The sequence below is a fragment of the Methyloceanibacter sp. genome (genome assembly GCF_050726195.1).
In the GTDB taxonomy this organism is placed as follows: domain Bacteria; phylum Pseudomonadota; class Alphaproteobacteria; order Rhizobiales; family Methyloligellaceae; genus Methyloceanibacter.
This window is the reverse complement of record NZ_JBOHJC010000005.1, coordinates 120,398-136,680: the sequence shown is the minus strand read 5'-3', so window position 1 is coordinate 136,680 and position 16,283 is coordinate 120,398. Positions and strand designations below refer to the sequence as shown.

Genomic DNA, 16,283 nt, shown 5'->3' with positions numbered 1-16,283 from the left:
CCGGGAAGCCAGTATCAGGGCGGCCTTGCGAATTGGTTGATCTCCGCGCAATGAGAAAGGGGGCCCGAAGGCCCCCTTTCCTACAACTTGCCTCAAGTTCAGGCGAGACCTGGACTACTGGGAAGCCTTCCAGGCATCCTTGCAGGCCTTCTTGAACTCGTGCCGCGTCTTGCGGTCATCAGGATATTGTGCCTTGGCGGCGTCCTTACAGCTCATGCCGGCCATGACGGCGGCCTCGGCCGGAGCGGTCTGCAGGGGGAGCGTCGTTGCGGAAACGAGACCTGCCGCAATCGCGGCGAGAAGCATCTTCTTGATCATTGTGACTCTCCAATCAGGTTGGGAGGAACCTTCCTAGCAGCCCCCGCCTAGACCCTGACAACTGCCTTTTTGAGGCAAACGTTCCCATGGTTTCGCCTTTATTGCCGCAGGGGACGGTCGCAATTGCCGCAGGGAGCGGCTTGACCAGCGGCTTGCTGCTCCCCTACCTAGCCGCCCATGAGTGCATCCGAGGCGCCGCCCCTTTCCCGCATCCGCAACTTCTCCGTCATCGCCCATATCGACCACGGCAAGTCGACGCTCGCGGACCGGCTGATCCAGCTCTGCGGCGGCCTTACGGCGCGGGAAATGAAGGAGCAGGTGCTGGATTCCATGGAGCTCGAGCGCGAGCGCGGCATCACCATCAAGGCCCAGACGGTGCGCCTCGACTATCGCGCCAAGGACGGCGCGCTCTACGAGCTCAACCTGATCGATACGCCGGGGCACGTCGACTTCGCCTATGAGGTGAACCGGTCGCTTGCTGCGTGCGAGGGATCGCTCCTCGTGGTGGACGCGACGCAAGGCGTCGAGGCGCAGACCTTGGCCAACGTCTACCAAGCGCTCGACAATGATCACGAGGTTGTGCCGGTCCTGAACAAGATCGACCTCCCCGCCGCCGAGCCCGACCGCGTGCGCCAGCAGATCGAGGACGTGATCGGTCTCGACGCCCGTGACGCGCTGGAGATCTCGGCCAAGACCGGCAAGGGTGTCGAGGAGGTGCTGGAGGCCGTCGTGCATCGCCTGCCGGCGCCCAAGGGCGAGATCAACGCGCCGCTCAAGGCGCTGCTCGTCGACAGTTGGTACGATCCTTATCTCGGCGTCGTCGTCTTGGTGCGCATCATCGACGGCGTCCTCGCCAAAGGCCAGCGCATCCGCTTGATGTCGACGGGCGCCGCTTATCAGGTCGACCGGGTCGGCATCTTCCGGCCCAAGCAAGAGATGCGCGACCGGCTCGGACCCGGCGAGATCGGCTTCTTCACCGGCTCGATCCGCGAGGTGGCGGACACGCGCGTCGGCGACACCGTCACCGACGAGCGGAAACCCGCCGCGACGGCGCTTGCAGGCTTCAAGCCGGCGCAGCCGGTGGTGTTCTGCGGGCTGTTTCCGGTCGATGCATCCGAGTTCGAGGATTTGCGCGAGGCGGTGGCCAAGCTCCGCCTCAACGACGCGAGCTTCAACTACGAGATGGAAACGTCCGCGGCACTCGGCTTCGGTTTCCGCTGCGGCTTTCTCGGGCTGTTGCATCTCGAGATCGTGCGCGAGCGACTGGAGCGCGAATTCAACATCGACCTCATCGCCACGGCGCCCTCCGTGATCTACCGCGTCTATCTCACCGACGGCACGATGAAGGAGCTGCACAACCCGGCCGACATGCCCGAGCCGCAACGCATCGCCAAGATCGAAGAGCCGTGGATCGAGGCGACCATTCTCGTGCCGGACGAGCATCTCGGCTCGGTGCTCAAGCTGTGCGAAGACCGGCGCGGGCGGCAGAAGACGCTCACCTATGCCGGCAGCCGCGCCATGCTTGTCTACGATCTGCCGCTCAACGAGGTGGTGTTCGACTTCTACGACCGGCTCAAATCCGTCTCGCGCGGCTATGCCTCGTTCGACTACCACATCATCGGCTACGAGGAAGGCGACCTCGTGAGGATGGCGCTGCTCGTCAACGATGAGCCGGTCGACGCGCTGTCGGTGATCGTCAACCGCAGCCGCGCCGAGACGCGCGGCCGCGCCATGGTGGAGAAGCTGAAGGACCTGATCCCGCGCCACATGTTCAAGATTCCGATCCAGGCGGCGATCGGCGGCAAGGTCATCGCGCGCGAGACGATCAGCGCGCTCAGGAAGGACGTGACCGCCAAGTGCTATGGCGGCGACATCACCCGTAAGCGAAAATTGCTGGAGAAGCAGAAGGCGGGCAAGAAGAAGATGCGCAGCTTCGGCAGGGTCGACATCCCGCAAGAGGCGTTCATCGCCGCGCTCAAGATGGACGCCGATTAGCGGCCTCGCCTCACCCCACGAAACCAACTCGCCTTCACGCGCGTTAGGGACGAGCGCGGGCGCATCCCTGCGACCCGCCCCCAATGCTGCGCCAAGATTACGCCCGGAGTCTTACCCGACGGCGGCAATTGTTGTTTTGGTTAATGCAAAGTTATCGACTTGCCCTGGTCTTGCCGTTTTCCAGTCGTTGCCGGTCATAGTTGTGGCAAGACTGTGATATTGTTGTGCAATTGGTCGCTAAGTACTTGACAGCGACAAAGATATCACTTCCCATTCGCGCCACAGGGATCGCAGCACGACGGGGGAAGTCGAGCTAAGAATACGCCTCCTCCCGCCAGCACCAGCCAATTTGCTGCATCAGGCCGCCTCGTCTTCCCGCGCTTCGAGCCGGGCGGCCGGTTTCGGGGTGAAGCGCGTGAGGGGCAAGTCGATGCGTTTCGCCCTGGCTACACGCTTGTGCCTGCTCGCCGTTCTGGCACTCGTCGCGGCCGATATGGCAGCTGCCGAGAGCGCGCAGAGCGTCCGCGAGCGCTATCGCGCGCAGCTCAACGACAACACCGTCACCATCATGGCCGGCAGCTTTCACGCTACCGACCTCGCCGTCATACAGGACATCGCCGCAGTGCTCGACGACGGCGATCAAATGCGCGTGGTACCGATGGTCGGCAAAGGCCCGGCGCAAAATCTCAAGGACGTCTTGTTCATGCGCGGCGTCGACATGGGCATCACTCAGGCCAACGTGCTTAAGCACTTCGCGCGCACGGGCGAACTCGGTCCCGACCTCGAAAGCCAAATCGCCTACGTCGCCAAGCTGTTCAACGAGGAGATGCACGTGCTGGCGCGGGCGGAAACCGATGATGTTCGCGCGCTGGAAGGCCAGGTCGTCAGTTTCGGGCCTGAGGGCAGCGGCGCCGAGATCACCGCGCGTCTCGTGTTCGAGGCGCTCGGCATCGGCGTGCGCGTGGTCCATCTCGACGAGGCCGACGCCGTGGCCAAGCTCAAGGCCGGAGAGATCGGCGCCGCCGTGGTGGTGACGGGCAAACCCGCGCCGATCCTCGCCCATCTCGAAGACGGCGGACTGAGGCTGCTGCCCGTGCCCTACGCCAAGGGCCTCGAGGACGAATATTACCCCGCGACGCTGACCCATGACGACTATCCCGCACTGATCGCGGAGGGGACGCGCGTGGACACGCTGGCGGTGTGCGCGGTGCTCGTGTCGTTCAATTGGGCGAGCGACAACGCGCGCTACCGCAAGCTCGATCGTTTCGTGAATCGTTTCTTCTCGAATTTCGATGCGTTCATGGCCCCGCCGCGGCATCCCAAGTGGCAGCAAGTGAACTTCGCCGCGACTCTCGAGGGCTGGCAGCGCTCACCGCTGGCTGAGGCTTGGATTGAGCGTGCGAAGGAGTCCATTGCCGCGGACTCCGGCGCACGGGCCAAGTTCGAGACGTTCCTCGCCCAGGCCGACGCGGGCTCCGCCTCCGCCTCGGAAGAGGAGCGCTCCAAACTGTTCCGCGCCTTTCTCGAATGGAGCAAGAACCAGAACAAGAACTGACGGGACTTAGAAGCGAGCTCATCTGTTTGGTGTCACGCGTAGGGAGGGTGCCATGGTCCAGCCGGCGCTCAAGCCACTTGAAATGCCCGAAATACCTCGTCCGCTGAGTCTGGCGGAGCGCATTGCCGCGGAGCTGCCCGCCGAGAACCTGGCAGGGCACACGGTGTCGTCCATGGCCGAGCGCTTCGCACCCGAAGGACTACGTGCCACTCGGGACCCGCGGCCACTCGGCGGGGTCATTCCACCGCTGAAAGACCGCGGCGCTCGGCGTTTCACCTGGCCGAGCCCCGGTGTGTTCGCGGTGCTGACCTTGGTGGCTTTGGCCCCGGCGGCCATTCTCGCCGGGCTGCTGTGGTTCGGTGCGCTGCGCGGGCCGGATTCAGGGATCGATTTCGCCGCACTGCCGGCCACGACAAGCCAACAGGCCAATATCGCCGCCGCGCCAGTGCTTGGCGCGGCAACGCCTGCGCCGGAAATCGTGCTCACCGTCCCCGACCGCATCGAGGCAAAGCCGGGCGAACAGGTTGCCTTCGCCATCGCCATCGACGCCGCGGGCGCGTTGCCAGGCCGGAGCGTCATCGCCATCCGCGACCTGCCGCAGGGCGCGGCGTTCTCGCAAGGGCGCCCCTATGGCGTCAACGAATGGAGCCTGGGGCCCGATGAGATAGACGGGCTCACCTTGCGCGTGCCGGAGGACGCGTCCGGCGGGACAAGCCTCCGTGTCGAGCTTGTCGCGGCGGATGGCGCCGTGCTCGCGCGGGCGGGCACCGATCTCGACATCGCGCCTGATCCCGCTGCAGGGCTTGTCGTCCGTGCGGGCGAGGCAGACCGGGTCGAGGACTTGATCGATCATGGCAACAAGATGATCGCCGTCGGCTACCTCGCTGGCGCCCGCGCCTATTTCGAGCGCGCCGCGGAGGCCGGTAGCGGCGAGGCGGCGCTTGCGGTCGGCGCGACCTACAATCCCGAGGTCATCGCCGCGCTCGGCACGCAAGGCATCAAGCCCGATCCGGAGGCGGCCGCGGCTTGGTACGACCGCGCCGGCGCTCTCGGCATCACCGACCGCGAGGCGAAGCTTGCGGTACTGAAGCAGCAATGGGCGCTCGCACCCGCGGCGGAGATGGAGGAGGTAGCCGCCGTGCCGGAGGAGGCGGCGCCGGCGCCAGTGGAGACGCCAAATGCAGCAGCTCAGCCCCAGCCAAGTCCAGGTCCGCTTGGCAGGCTCGTGGCGGCCGCCGCAGACCTCGCGGGCAAGAACGAATGGGTCGAGGTGACCAGCGCCGTCAATCTGCGGACCGGGGCGGGCGACGAGAAGATCCTGAAGGTCCTGCAGGCCGGCACGAAGCTTCGCGTCAAAGCCCGCGAGGGCAACTGGGTGCAAGTGGCCAACCCTGCGAGCTCCGAGGAGGGCTGGATCTACACCCGCTTCCTCAAGGAAACCGCCGCGCCCTAGTCTAGGCCGCCGTGCCCGCCCCGGCCGTGCGCACCTTCCAGGCAAGGTAGGTGAGGGCTGCTCCCTCGCACACCAGGAGGATGCCCAAGAGCATTCCGAGCACCCACTCCGACGAGAGCGGCATGTTGGCCCATAGGATGAGCGCGAGCAGGATGCCGACGAAGCCGCTGCCCAAGACCCAGCCCCAATTGGGAAACGGGCGGATGGTCAGCGCGAAGATGATCTTAGCGATGCCCTCGACCATGAAATAGACGATGAGCAGCACGGTCATGATGAGGAGACCGCTGTCCGGCGCGCGCAACAGCAACACGCCGATGACGATGGCGAGCACCGCCGAGATGAGCTGCAGCCAATAATGCGGCACGTTGCTCGCGCCGATGAGGCCGATGCCCTGCAAGATGCCGCTCGCGATCAGGATCCAGCCGAGCAGATAGACGATGGCGACCGAGGCGACGAACGGGTAGACCAGGGCAAGCACGCCCGCCACCACCAGCAACACGCCTTGGACCAGATACCAGAACGAATAGCGCTTCACCGTCTCGCGCATGGCTTCGCGGAGCGCAGCCGCTGCCTGATCCAAGGGAATGGCCATGGGGTTAGCCTCCTCCTCTTAAATTGCGGCCGAATCAGTATGATGGCCCGCGGCAGCATACTCCAAAGCCCCGGAGGCCCATGGACCAAGATCACCGGCACCGCGACGCGGCCGTCGCCAAGGCCGCGCGGCGCCTCATCCCGTTCCTCGGTCTCTGCTATGTGGTCAACTTTCTCGACCGGGTGAACGTCGGCTTCGCCGCGCTGCACATGAACGAGGACCTCGGCTTCTCGCCCGCGGTCTACGGCTTCGGCGCCGGCATCTTCTTCGTCGGCTATATCCTATTCGAGATTCCGAGCAATCTCGCGTTGCAATATTTCGGCGCGCGCATCTGGCTCGCCCGCATCATGATCTCGTGGGGCATCGTCGCTTGCGCCATGGCGCTCGTCACCGGCGAGACGAGCTTCTACGTCCTGCGGCTTCTGCTCGGCATCGCCGAGGCCGGCTTCTTCCCCGGCGTCATTCTCTACCTCACCTATTGGTTTCCAGCCGCGGAGCGCGCCCGCATCGTCGCCCTGTTCATGGCGGCGGTGCCGCTCGCCACGGTGGTGGGCGGACCCGTCTCGGGCGCGCTTCTGGAGATGCACGGCTTTTTGGGGCTTGCGGGCTGGCACTGGCTGTTCATCGTCGAGGGCCTACCCGCCATCGTCCTCGGGCTCGTCGCGCTCGCGTTCCTCGACGACAAGCCGGAACAGGCGGCGTGGCTCACCACGGACGAACGCAAGTCGCTCGCAGACACGCTCGCCGCAGAGGCCAAGACCACGCGCGAGGTGGGCTACGCCGATCTCGGCGCGAGCCTCACTCGTCCTAGAGTGCTGGCGCTCGGGCTGCTCTATTTCCTCATCGTCATCGGGCTCTACGGTATCGGCTTCTGGATGCCGCAAGTGATTGCGAGTTTCGGACTCGCGCCGCTCGAGGTCGGCTTCCTCACCGCCATCCCCTATCTCTTCGCGGCGATCGCCATGGTGGTGTGGGGACGGCGCTCGGATCGGCTCAGCGAGCGGCGCTGGCACATCGCCCTGCCGCTGCTGCTTGCGGCGTCCGCTTTCGCCTGGAGCGCCTATGCCGGGCCGCTGCTGCCCACCATGATCGCGCTGACCCTCGCCACACTCGGCTTCTATGCGGCGCTCGGGCCGTTCTGGTCGCTGCCCACGGCGCTTCTGACCGGCACGGGCGCGGCGGCGGGCCTGGCGCTGATCAACTCCATGGGCAACACGGCCGGCTTCGCCGGGCCCTATATCGTCGGCGTGCTGAGAGAGGCGACGGGCAACTTCTCTGCGGCGCTGCTGTTCCTCGCCGCGGCGCTCGCCCTCGGCGGCCTGATGGCGCTCTGCTTCCGAGAGCCGCAAGCGACCGATAGAACGAATCCGTAGGGTGGGCAAAGCGGAGCGTGCCCACCACCGCGCGCATCCTCAGCGTGGGCAACGGCAAGCGCCGTTGCCCACCCTACAGTCCCCTACTGCTCGGCTTCGGCGACGGCCGGCAGGTCGGGAGCCTGCGGCAGCGCGAACACCAACAACGCAGAGCCCTTACCCTCCTTCCGGTCGGCCGGGGCAATGACATCCGGCGTCAGAGACGCCGAGAACTGAACGAGCTTGTTGGAGCCGACCGGAATGGCGAGGTATTGCCTGCCGTTGACCATATAGGTCATCGGGAAGCCGCCGATCGAGGAGCTGACCGGCAGCTCCCACAGCACCGTGCCGGTGCGGGCATCGAGCGCCAGCGCACGGCGTCCGCCGTCGCCGCCGATCACGAGACCGCCGCCGGTGGTGAGCAGACCGCCGCTGATGATGGCCCGGCGCTGGTGGCTCCACATCGGCTTGCCGGTCTCAACGTCCACCGCCTCGATGCGGCCGACCATGCCGTTATTGCCGGGCGCATGGCGTTCGGCGAAGCGGCCGCGGCCGAAATCCTCTCCGGGGTCGGGGTTTTGCTCGACGACCTTGTAGTCGTTGCACATATTGGCGAGCGGCACGTACAGCGTCTTGGTGGTGGGGTTGTAGGCCGTCGCCTGCCAGATCTTGCCGCCATAGAGCGACGGGCAGGCGAGATAGTCGACATCGAGCTCCTTGGGCTTCGTCGCCTCGTTGAGCGTGATCTTGCCGTTCTCATCGATGTTGGAGATGACGTTCTGATGCACGGTCTCGGTGCTCCAGAGGTACTTGCCGGTCTTCCTGTCGAGCGCCCAGACGATACCGGTCTTGCCGATGGTGAGCAGTATCTTCTTCGTGTCGTCGCCGTCGCCGACGTCGACCAGCACGCGCTCGGAGGCGTGATCGAGGTTCCAGTTGTCGCTCGGCAGATGCTGGAAATACCACACGATCTTGCCGGTGTCGGGGTCGATGGCGAGCGTCGAGTTGGTATAGAGGTGCGCCGCCTCCGGCGTGCCGCGGGCAAGCTCGGAGTGCGGGATTGGCGGCGCGACACCCCAATAGATCAGATTGAGCTCGGGATCGTAGGCGCCGGTGCCCCACATGGAGCCGCCCTTGCGCTCTTCGAGCGGGATACCAGCCCAGGTGGCGTCGTTGGGATCGTCCCCGCGGGCAATGGTGTGCCGGCGCCATAGCTCCTTGCCGGTCTCGGCGTCATGGGCGGTGAGGAAGCAGCCGCCACCGGTGTCGGGCGTGGTACAGCCGGAAATGCCGGCGATGACCATGTCTTTCACGATCAGCGGACCGGCGGTGTAGTTGAAGCCGGGGTTGTAATCGGCGACCGCGACGTTCCACACGATTTCGCCGGTCTTGGCGTCGAGCGCCACGAGACGGGCGTCGCCGGTGGCGAGATAGACCTTGTCGTCATGGAGCGCGATGGCGTTGCGCGAGCGCAGCAGCTGGCGCTTGACGTAGCTGCCTTTAAGCTCTGGCAACGGGTGGCGGTATTCCCAGAGCAGATCGCCGTTGGTGGCATCGAGTGCGTGCACGACGTTGTTCGACTGCGCCAGATACATGATGCCGTCATTAACGAGCGGCGCGGCCTCTTGGTTGCCAGGTTCCTGGGTATAGGCCCAGGCCAGTTGAAGCCGATTGACGTTCTTGCTGTTGATCTGATCGAGCGGGCTGTGGCCCCAGCTATTGTAGGTGCGCCGCCACATCAGCCAGTCGGCGGGGTTCGGATCGAGCAGAACGTCGCTGGTGATGCTCCGGTAGGACTTGATTGGCGCCTGCTCCTCCGCCCAAGCGGCGGTGGACAACAGGACGGTAAAGACAGCCAACACGGGCATTTGGAAGGCGGATATTGGCATTCTCTCCTCCCTCAATTGCATAGGTGGTACGGCCGGCAGGGGAGGCCGGCCGCGGCGAGGGAAAGAGTCGCAACCGCGCATGAACCTCTGGTGTCACCGGGATGACAGTTTCGGGTTCTCAACCGGATTGGCGGCGTAAGGGGAGGAGAGACTCCCCTGCGGGGGGAGGGAGAGGGGAATTGCATCGCCGCAGCCGGCGATGACATGATGCCCGGCCATGAGCGATGACACCCCGCCGAGCCCCTCCCGCCGCGCGCTGATCGCCGGCGCGGCGATCCTCGCAAGCGCCTCGCGTGCGCGCGCCGAGCCGGCCCCCGCCAAGAAGCACGTCGTGCTGCTCGGCGACTCGATCTTCGACAACAAGGCCTATGTCGGCGACGGCCCCGACGTCATCCAGCAGCTCCGCGAAGCGCTGCCCACAGGCTGGAGCGCCACGCTCGGCGCAGTCGACGGTTCGGTCACGGCGGACGTGAAAGGCCAGATCGCGCGGCTGCCCGCGGGCGCGACCCATCTCGTGGTGTCGTCGGGCGGCAACGACGCGCTTCAGTACAAGGAGATACTCGAGGAGAAGTCCCGCTCGGTGGGAGAGGCGCTCGACAAGCTCTCGAAAGTGCGCGCCGCGTTTACCGAGACCTATGCGGCGATGATCGATGCCGTGACGCGCACGAAGCTCCCTGTCGTGGTGTGCACGATCTACGACTCGAACTACGAGGATGCGGATGAGCGCCGCATCGGCAATACGGGGCTCACCATCTTCAACGACGTCATCACGAGGCAAGCGTTCGCCCGCAGGCTACCGCTCATCGATCTGCGCCTGGTCTTCGATTCACCAGCCGACTACGCCAACCCCATCGAGCCGTCGGTCAAAGGCGGCGCCAAGCTCGCACATGTCATTGCCGAGGTGGTCACCACCCACGACTTCAAGATGCGCCGCAGTGAGGTCTATGGGGCATAATCGACACCCAAGATGCGAAGCCGTGCGGCACTGCGCGCACGGCATCGTATGCCTGTCGGTCTTCCTCATCACCGGCATCAGCGCGTTCGCAGAAGATCCATCAAGCCCGTCGGACGGCGGCACGAAGGTGATCGAGGAGACGGGGCCCCCTTGGGGCGCGATCGGCCAGATCAATGTCGCCGGCTACCGGCGCAGAAGCGAATGCACGGGGTCGCTGATCGCGCCCAATGTCGTCATCACCGCAGCGCATTGCGTGGTCGATCCCTGGCGCAAGAAGCCGTTCCCGCATCATGACATCCATTTTCTCGCCGGCGTCAGAGGGTCGGACTGGCTCGGGCATGCCACGGCCAAGTGTCTGCATTTTCCTCCCGGCTACGACTATGAAAAGCCGTCGCTCGCACAGGATGTCGCGCTGATCACGCTTGCCGACAGTCTCGACAAGATCGCGCCATTGGACCTCGATCAGGCCGGCGCTGGCGGCGCCGGCGCGTCGCTGGTCCATGCCGCCTACCCGGCGAAGCGGCGTTACGTGTTGACCGCGCAGTTCGGCTGCCGCCTCGTCAAACAGGCCGAGCATCTTTGGCTCACCGATTGCGCCGCGCACCCGGCCAGCTCCGGGGGACCGGTCTTCGTCCAAACGGGAGCCGGACTCAAACTGGCGGCGATCATGGTGGGGACAGGGAAGGCAGGTTCGGTCGCCGTCCCCATCGGGGCGTGGGGCGGGATGATTGCTGGCCGCACCTGCCCGTGACCCGCGATCCAGACTTCCGCGTCCCAATAGACACCCGTAATGCCCGGCCTTGTGCCGGGCATCCACGATTTTCGGGGCCTTGCCGCAAGACAAAATCGTGGATTCGCCCGACAGCCGGCGTTGCTGCATTGCGAGATAAGGGACTCGCACTGCGCGGGCCGCGGGCGCAAGCTCTCTCCATCGTCGGCACATGACCACCACAGGCCCCGGCGGCTGAGAGCCTCAAGACTCCCGCCTGCACCAGAAAGGACGGCAGGCATGACAGGAGATCCTGGCGAATGCCGCCAAAATGCGGAGCGCTTCCTGGCGTTCGCCCAATGCGCGGCAACGGACGGGGCGCGACGCGAGCTCGTAGCCCTGGCGGAGACCTGGCTCAAGCTCGCCGCCGAACTGGAGTCCGACGAGAGGCTCCTAAGAGCCATGTCTGAGTTGGAGTTCGAACCGCCACAGCTGCTCGGCCAAGCCTACGAGGTCCTGCCCCAGGTCCTCGGGATCCGCTCCTGGGCGGCATAGGGGCGTTCGGTCCGGTCCATCAAGCCACGCGGGCGGCGGGTTTCTTGCCTTTGGGTTTGTCGGCAGGCGCAGGCGTCTTGGCGGCCGATGCGGCCTTCGCGGCGGTCGCCTTCGCCGCGGCAGCTGTATCGCCGCCCTTCTCCGCCTCGCCTTCTGCCGCCTCAGCCTCGCCCTTCAGCTCCCCCTTGGCGGCCTTCACGCAATACTCCGCAGCCTCGTGAAGCGTCGCGGCGTAGGCGTCGGCGCCGGCCACATCGAGCAGTTCCTTGACGCTGTCGCTGTCCTGGCCGTCCTGCCAATAGGCGACGAGGATCAGGGTGCCCTCGGGGAGGATGCGCCGCAGGCGCTTGACCAGATAGCGGATATGGGCGGGCCCGGTGCCGAGCCCGAGATAGGACAGGCATAGGAGGCGCGCTTGCGTGTTGTGCAGCGAGGTGATGTGGCCGGCGGAGATCGCCTCCGGGCCTAAAGCCTTGGCCCCGAGCCCGCGCTTTTCCAGCACGGCAGCGAGCATGGCGCCGGCCACCTCGTCGAGCATCGAGCGGCCGCCGATGACGAGCACCGGCTCGCCGTCGCGCCACTCGGGCAGGAGCGGATCGATAACCGGGAGCTTCTCCTCGGCGTCCTCCTCCGCGGCCTCGAGCGAAGCCAAGCCTTCGGCGCCCTCCTTGCCGTTTTCCGTCGCCTCGTCCTTGTGGCGGAGGCGCTGAAACCAGCGGCGCGGCTCGAAATCGGCGAGGTTCTCCAGCATCTCCTTCACGGTGCGGGCGATGCGCTCGGTCTGCTGGCCGTCGAGCGCGCCCCGGGCGGCATCGCGCTCGGCGAGCTTGAGGCCGCCAAGCGCCACCCTGTCGAGATACGCGACGAGGCTCTGGTCCTTGAGGCAAAGCTCGGCCTGATAGGTGGCCTCGGCCGCGTCGCCGGTCAGGGCGCGCTGGTAGAAGCTCTGCTCCGGCGTCAGCGCCGGCTCGTCGCCAAGCAGCACGTCGAGGAAGCCGAGCCCCTCGACATGGCGGCCGAGCACGGCGAGGCACACGGTGATCGGCATGGCGATGAGGAGCCCGAGCGGCCCCCACAGCCAGGCCCAGAAGATGGTCGAGGCGATGACGGCGATGGGGGTGACGCCGGTGCCGCGGCCGAACACTTGCGGCTCGACCACTTGGCCCATGAACATCTCGCCGGCGACGAACAGCACGAGCACCATGATCACCGTGGTCCAGCCGGGGTCGATGGCCGCGGCGATGAGGAGCGGCAGCGCGGCGGCGATGTAGGAGCCGACATACGGCACGAAGCGCATCAGCATGGCGAGGATGCCCCAGGCGATGGGGCTCGGCATGCCGATGGCCCATAGCGCCACTGCGATGAAGGTGCCGTAGGCGGCGTTGATCAGCACCTGGCTGAGGAAATAGCGGGAGAGGCGGCCCGCCGCGTCGGACATGGTGGAGGTGGCGCGTTGGAGATCGGAGGCGCCGAACAGGCGGATCAGCCGGTCGCGCAAGTCCTCACGCTGCAGCAGGATGAACACGACGAGGAGGAGCACGATGCCGGCGGTGGCGAGCGGCGGGAGAAGCGTGCCGGCAATCCGGCGGTAGAGCGCGAGCCCTGTCGGCGGCGGCTGGCGGACCTCGACCACGACCGGCTTGTCGTCGGGATGCAGTGCCTCCGCGCCGACCGAAGGCGCCGGCGGGGCTTGTTGGGGCTGGTCAAGTTGCGCTTGCAGATCGGTGAGGACGTCTTCCGCCTTTTGCAGAACCTTCGATTCGCTCGTCGACTCGCGCAGCGACTGGATTTTTTGCGAGAGCGTCGCCTGATAGCCGGGAAGGTCGGCGGCCAGTTGGGTAGCCTCGCGCGAGATCAGCCAGCCAAGGCCGAAGATGATGGCGAAGGCTACGCCCACGACGATGGCGACGGCGAGCACGCGCGGCACCTTGATGCGCCGGAGGAGGAGAAGCGGCGGCGTGAGCACGAAACTCAGCAGGATGGCGAGCGCAAGCGGCAGGAGCACGTCGCGGGCGAAATAGAGCGCGCCGATGACGATGGTGGCAATGAGCAGGCCCTGAAGCGTGGCGGCTCTCGCGTCGGCGGAGGTGGTGAGGAGCGGCAGTCGGGGCGACATGGGCGCGTTACGGTCCCGGCACGCCAAGACGCCCGTGGCTCCGCGCGAGGGCCCGGCCGGCGCTTGGCTCTGAAGCTTACGCTCCAGGGGTCGGCATTGCACCGTGAATAGACCAAGAAACCGTTGAAAAGCCTAGCCGGTTCCGAATCCGCGCGGACTTGCGCCCGGTTGCGAATCCGCGCGGACTTTCGATTGCGGTCCTTACGGGTGCGGGCCCGAGCCCGGCTATGTGGCGCCGGGTTATGTCGCGGAACCCGGCTATGTCGAGCCCGGCTATGTCGAAGTGGCGCCCGACTATGTGGACCCGGGTTATGTCGAAGCGGCGCCCGGCTACGTGCCCGTGGATCCCGGTTATGCGGTTGCGTTGGCTCCGACCTTCGGGCCCGATTGCTATTGGCGCCGCGGCCCGCTCGGCAGACTGAGGTCCTGGTGCGACTAGGCTGACTAGCCTTCCTCGTCGCCGCGCACCATGGGCTTGAAGACCTGCCCCGTGTCGAGCGTCTCGGCGTTGCAGAGATATTGGAACGACGTCCGGCGCCGCCGCGCGAACACATCCATGTATTCGGCGAAGCCCCACACGACGATGGTGGCGTCGCCGTTCATCACGCGGTCGGCGAGGCTCGGCGTCGAATCGCACTCGACGATGTCAACGGTGGTGGCGTCGCGGCCGAGCCGCGGGCGCGCCGAGTTCGCGGCGCGGTCGGGGAGCGGCATGACGGGGATGAGGTCCTCGTCGGCCACGCCCCTGATACCGATCTGGGTGGCGCTGCGGGTCTTGAAGGCCGGCGTCTGGCCGGTATTGCGGAACACGACCTTGACCTTGACCACGCCTTCCGACTCCGGGGTCTCGATGAACTCGAGCTTGTCCACGTCCACGTAAGCGCGGACCTCGTCCTCGCGATCGGCCGTGTCGGGCGCTGACGCATGGGCGGCGCCAGCACCACGGGCGGCGCGGCGCGCCGCGAGAGCGGCGAGGATGAGAGGAATGAACAGCAAAAGGAGGAGGCCGGTCGCCGCGAGGCCGATCAGCATCAGGAGCCGCGATAGCGCCACGGCGCGCTCGGTGGAAATGGCGGTCTTCTCGGCAGCCTCCGCCGTGCGCCATTGCTGGCAGAGGTCGGCCTCGTAGGGATGCTGCACATTCTCGCACGGCTTCGAAACGTCCCATGACGGCTTGCTTTCCGCCGGCGCTTCTTGCTGCGGCTCCGCTGCCGGCTCTTCGGCCGGCTCTTGGGCATAGACCGGAGGCGGCGCTAAGGCGACGAGCGCAAGCGCAAGGGTGGCCGCGCAGATCGCGGCGCGGAAACGGGCAAATGAAAGCGACAAACGACAATGAGACATGGCACGGCGCAGCGGACGTTTCCCCAGGGCGCCGATCCTATTCATGGAAACGCCATCTGTCTCGCCTCACGGCGGGGCGCCCCACGCGTTTCCGCCCGGCCCGTCTTGAAATGGGACACTCCACAACAAAAGCGGCCCCGGGGATGCCTCCGGGGCCGCCTCGTTGATGAGCGCGCCAAGAAAGCCGGCTAGTCCGCCGCAGCGTGGTTGGGGCTCTTCACCTCGGTCGAGACGTTCTGCACCTTCTGGGCCGAGGTCTCCATGTCGATGGTGCGGATCTCGCCCTTGGCCGCCTTGATGGCTTCCTCGAGATCGACCATGCGGATCGATTGGTCCTGATAGGTGCGGAAATACCAGCGCAGGTTCTTGAGGTCGTTGACGCTGGTCCACTCCGTGATCTCAGCGGCCGTGCTACTGACCACCGACCCCTGGACCGAGCCCTTCGGAATGTCGAACTGATTCAAGATGTGGAAGGCGCTGAACACGGCGTCCTCGGCTTCAGCGTTCGGCGTCGCCGCCTGGCTGAAGATGGCGGCACGGACGAAGCGCGACGGCGGCGTGAAGTCGCCCGGCAAGCCGTGCAGGCCGGCGCCTGTCCCGAAGCTCGATAAGCCGACCGGGCCGAGCTTGGACGAGGTCACGTCCTTGACCGAGAGATTGAGATAGTTGTTGAGATTGGTCAGGTGCCAGTCGTAGGTCGGCGCGTTGGTCATGACGCCGAGCGGCGCGTCGGTGACCTTCAGCTTGCCGTCGATAGGTTCGACGGCGATCGACTTGCCGCTTCTGTCCTGGATGAAGAAGTGCACGTCGGCGGGCGCGCCTTTGGCGCTGCCGAGGCCAGGCATGGGCGTCGCCACCATGGCGATGTCCTCGACCGCCTTCTTCACCTCATCGACCGTGGCGAAGTTGCCGAGCACCCACATGCCGAAATCCTGGGGCGCGAGCGCGTGCGCGGCGTCGACCTGGCTCGCGTCGGCATATTGAGCGTAGCCCGGAAAATAGAACAGGCCGACGGAGAGGCCCTGATCGTTCAGACCGTCGATGATCGCCACCTGGTCGAAGGCGTTGGCGCCGACAATGCCGTAGCGGGTCGTATAGGTCAGGCCCTTGCCGCCGTCAGGCATGACGGCGGTGAACTCCTTGCCGGCAGGGACGACGATGACGTTCGACTGAAGCGGAAAGCCGAACTCCAAGGTGCGGCCGCGGATGGCGGCGCCGTCTTGTGACTTGAGGCTGATGCCGGTGCAGGCGAAGGCCGGCGTGGTGGCGAGAGCGAGCGAAGCGGCGAGTGTATAGATTGCAGCGCGGCGGATCATGATGACATCCTCCCAGAGAAGTGCGTGCGGCGATGATCGCGGCGATCCCCTAAGCCGCCATTAAGCATCCATGGCACGCTCGACCTAGGCTTAAGGCTTTGCCGCCGAAGTCTACGGCATTTGCGGTAGTTTGCGGG

At 65.9% G+C, this 16,283-nt stretch carries 14 protein-coding genes; 8 read left to right on the top strand and 6 right to left on the bottom strand.

Features of this window, described 5'->3' with window-relative positions:
* Positions 1 to 114: 114 nt before the first annotated feature.
* Entirely contained in the window at positions 115 to 318 is a 204-nt protein-coding gene (locus ACRECX_RS05320) for a hypothetical protein (protein WP_431557774.1), read from the bottom strand.
* A gap of 177 nt (positions 319 to 495) precedes the next feature.
* Here ACRECX_RS05320 and lepA point away from each other — a divergent pair, with 177 nt between their 5' ends.
* The 3 genes from lepA to ACRECX_RS05305 all read left to right on the top strand — a co-directional run bounded on the left by lepA (position 496) and on the right by ACRECX_RS05305 (position 5,321).
* The gene (lepA, locus tag ACRECX_RS05315) at positions 496 to 2,313 is read left to right on the top strand and encodes a translation elongation factor 4 (RefSeq protein WP_431557773.1); all 1,818 of its coding nucleotides are present in this window, start codon (positions 496 to 498) and stop codon (positions 2,311 to 2,313) included.
* A gap of 430 nt (positions 2,314 to 2,743) precedes the next feature.
* Complete coding sequence (locus tag ACRECX_RS05310; protein ID WP_431557772.1) at positions 2,744 to 3,868, top strand: TAXI family TRAP transporter solute-binding subunit; 1,125 nt, start codon at positions 2,744 to 2,746, stop codon at positions 3,866 to 3,868.
* A 52-nt stretch (positions 3,869 to 3,920) separates the two neighbouring features.
* Positions 3,921 to 5,321, top strand: a complete 1,401-nt coding sequence (locus tag ACRECX_RS05305) for an SH3 domain-containing protein (RefSeq protein ID WP_431557771.1) — start codon at positions 3,921 to 3,923, stop codon at positions 5,319 to 5,321.
* 1 nt (position 5,322) lies between these two features.
* On the opposite strand, the gene ACRECX_RS05300 is transcribed toward ACRECX_RS05305, so the two are convergent.
* On the bottom strand, positions 5,323 to 5,913 hold the full coding sequence (locus ACRECX_RS05300; RefSeq protein ID WP_431557770.1) for an HdeD family acid-resistance protein: 591 nt from the start codon (positions 5,911 to 5,913) through the stop codon (positions 5,323 to 5,325).
* 80 nt (positions 5,914 to 5,993) lie between these two features.
* Between ACRECX_RS05300 and ACRECX_RS05295 the strand changes: the two genes are divergently transcribed.
* Complete coding sequence (locus tag ACRECX_RS05295; protein WP_431557769.1) at positions 5,994 to 7,286, top strand: MFS transporter; 1,293 nt, start codon at positions 5,994 to 5,996, stop codon at positions 7,284 to 7,286.
* Between the two features lie 83 nt (positions 7,287 to 7,369).
* Here the strand turns inward: ACRECX_RS05295 and ACRECX_RS05290 are convergent, their stop codons facing one another.
* The gene (locus ACRECX_RS05290; protein ID WP_431557768.1) at positions 7,370 to 9,154 is read right to left on the bottom strand and encodes a pyrroloquinoline quinone-dependent dehydrogenase; all 1,785 of its coding nucleotides are present in this window, start codon (positions 9,152 to 9,154) and stop codon (positions 7,370 to 7,372) included.
* A gap of 217 nt (positions 9,155 to 9,371) precedes the next feature.
* Between ACRECX_RS05290 and ACRECX_RS05285 the strand changes: the two genes are divergently transcribed.
* The 3 genes from ACRECX_RS05285 to ACRECX_RS05275 all read left to right on the top strand — a co-directional run bounded on the left by ACRECX_RS05285 (position 9,372) and on the right by ACRECX_RS05275 (position 11,373).
* A complete protein-coding gene (locus ACRECX_RS05285; RefSeq protein WP_431557767.1) occupies positions 9,372 to 10,109 on the top strand; it encodes an SGNH/GDSL hydrolase family protein in 738 nt (245 codons plus the stop codon).
* 22 nt (positions 10,110 to 10,131) lie between these two features.
* Positions 10,132 to 10,860 carry a trypsin-like serine peptidase gene (locus ACRECX_RS05280; RefSeq protein WP_431557766.1) on the top strand — a complete coding sequence of 243 codons (729 nt, stop codon included), beginning with the start codon at positions 10,132 to 10,134 and terminating at the stop codon, positions 10,858 to 10,860.
* 258 nt (positions 10,861 to 11,118) lie between these two features.
* Complete coding sequence (locus tag ACRECX_RS05275; RefSeq protein WP_431557765.1) at positions 11,119 to 11,373, top strand: hypothetical protein; 255 nt, start codon at positions 11,119 to 11,121, stop codon at positions 11,371 to 11,373.
* Positions 11,374 to 11,392: 19 nt separating this feature from the next.
* Here ACRECX_RS05275 and ACRECX_RS05270 read toward each other — a convergent pair whose 3' ends face one another.
* A complete protein-coding gene (locus tag ACRECX_RS05270) occupies positions 11,393 to 13,489 on the bottom strand; it encodes an AI-2E family transporter (RefSeq protein ID WP_431557764.1) in 2,097 nt (698 codons plus the stop codon).
* Between the two features lie 229 nt (positions 13,490 to 13,718).
* Here ACRECX_RS05270 and ACRECX_RS05265 point away from each other — a divergent pair, with 229 nt between their 5' ends.
* The gene (locus ACRECX_RS05265; RefSeq protein ID WP_431557763.1) at positions 13,719 to 13,928 is read left to right on the top strand and encodes a hypothetical protein; all 210 of its coding nucleotides are present in this window, start codon (positions 13,719 to 13,721) and stop codon (positions 13,926 to 13,928) included.
* Between the two features lie 5 nt (positions 13,929 to 13,933).
* Here the strand turns inward: ACRECX_RS05265 and ACRECX_RS05260 are convergent, their stop codons facing one another.
* Positions 13,934 to 14,830 carry a hypothetical protein gene (locus ACRECX_RS05260; protein ID WP_431557762.1) on the bottom strand — a complete coding sequence of 299 codons (897 nt, stop codon included), beginning with the start codon at positions 14,828 to 14,830 and terminating at the stop codon, positions 13,934 to 13,936.
* Between the two features lie 188 nt (positions 14,831 to 15,018).
* Positions 15,019 to 16,146: a linear amide C-N hydrolase gene (locus ACRECX_RS05255; RefSeq protein WP_431557761.1), complete on the bottom strand. Its 1,128-nt coding sequence runs from the start codon at positions 16,144 to 16,146 to the stop codon at positions 15,019 to 15,021.
* Positions 16,147 to 16,283 lie beyond the last annotated feature (137 nt).

Coding starts and splice junctions, on each gene's coding strand:
- ACRECX_RS05295 (WP_431557769.1), top strand. CDS start 5,994: ATGGACCAAGATCACCGGCACCGCGACGCGGCCGTCGCCAAGGCCGCG.
- ACRECX_RS05275 (WP_431557765.1), top strand. CDS start 11,119: ATGACAGGAGATCCTGGCGAATGCCGCCAAAATGCGGAGCGCTTCCTG.
- ACRECX_RS05270 (WP_431557764.1), bottom strand. CDS start 13,489: ATGTCGCCCCGACTGCCGCTCCTCACCACCTCCGCCGACGCGAGAGCC.
- ACRECX_RS05285 (WP_431557767.1), top strand. CDS start 9,372: ATGAGCGATGACACCCCGCCGAGCCCCTCCCGCCGCGCGCTGATCGCC.
- ACRECX_RS05320 (WP_431557774.1), bottom strand. CDS start 318: ATGATCAAGAAGATGCTTCTCGCCGCGATTGCGGCAGGTCTCGTTTCC.
- lepA (WP_431557773.1), top strand. CDS start 496: ATGAGTGCATCCGAGGCGCCGCCCCTTTCCCGCATCCGCAACTTCTCC.
- ACRECX_RS05260 (WP_431557762.1), bottom strand. CDS start 14,830: ATGTCTCATTGTCGTTTGTCGCTTTCATTTGCCCGTTTCCGCGCCGCG.
- ACRECX_RS05290 (WP_431557768.1), bottom strand. CDS start 9,154: ATGCCAATATCCGCCTTCCAAATGCCCGTGTTGGCTGTCTTTACCGTC.
- ACRECX_RS05300 (WP_431557770.1), bottom strand. CDS start 5,913: ATGGCCATTCCCTTGGATCAGGCAGCGGCTGCGCTCCGCGAAGCCATG.
- ACRECX_RS05305 (WP_431557771.1), top strand. CDS start 3,921: ATGGTCCAGCCGGCGCTCAAGCCACTTGAAATGCCCGAAATACCTCGT.
- ACRECX_RS05310 (WP_431557772.1), top strand. CDS start 2,744: ATGCGTTTCGCCCTGGCTACACGCTTGTGCCTGCTCGCCGTTCTGGCA.
- ACRECX_RS05255 (WP_431557761.1), bottom strand. CDS start 16,146: ATGATCCGCCGCGCTGCAATCTATACACTCGCCGCTTCGCTCGCTCTC.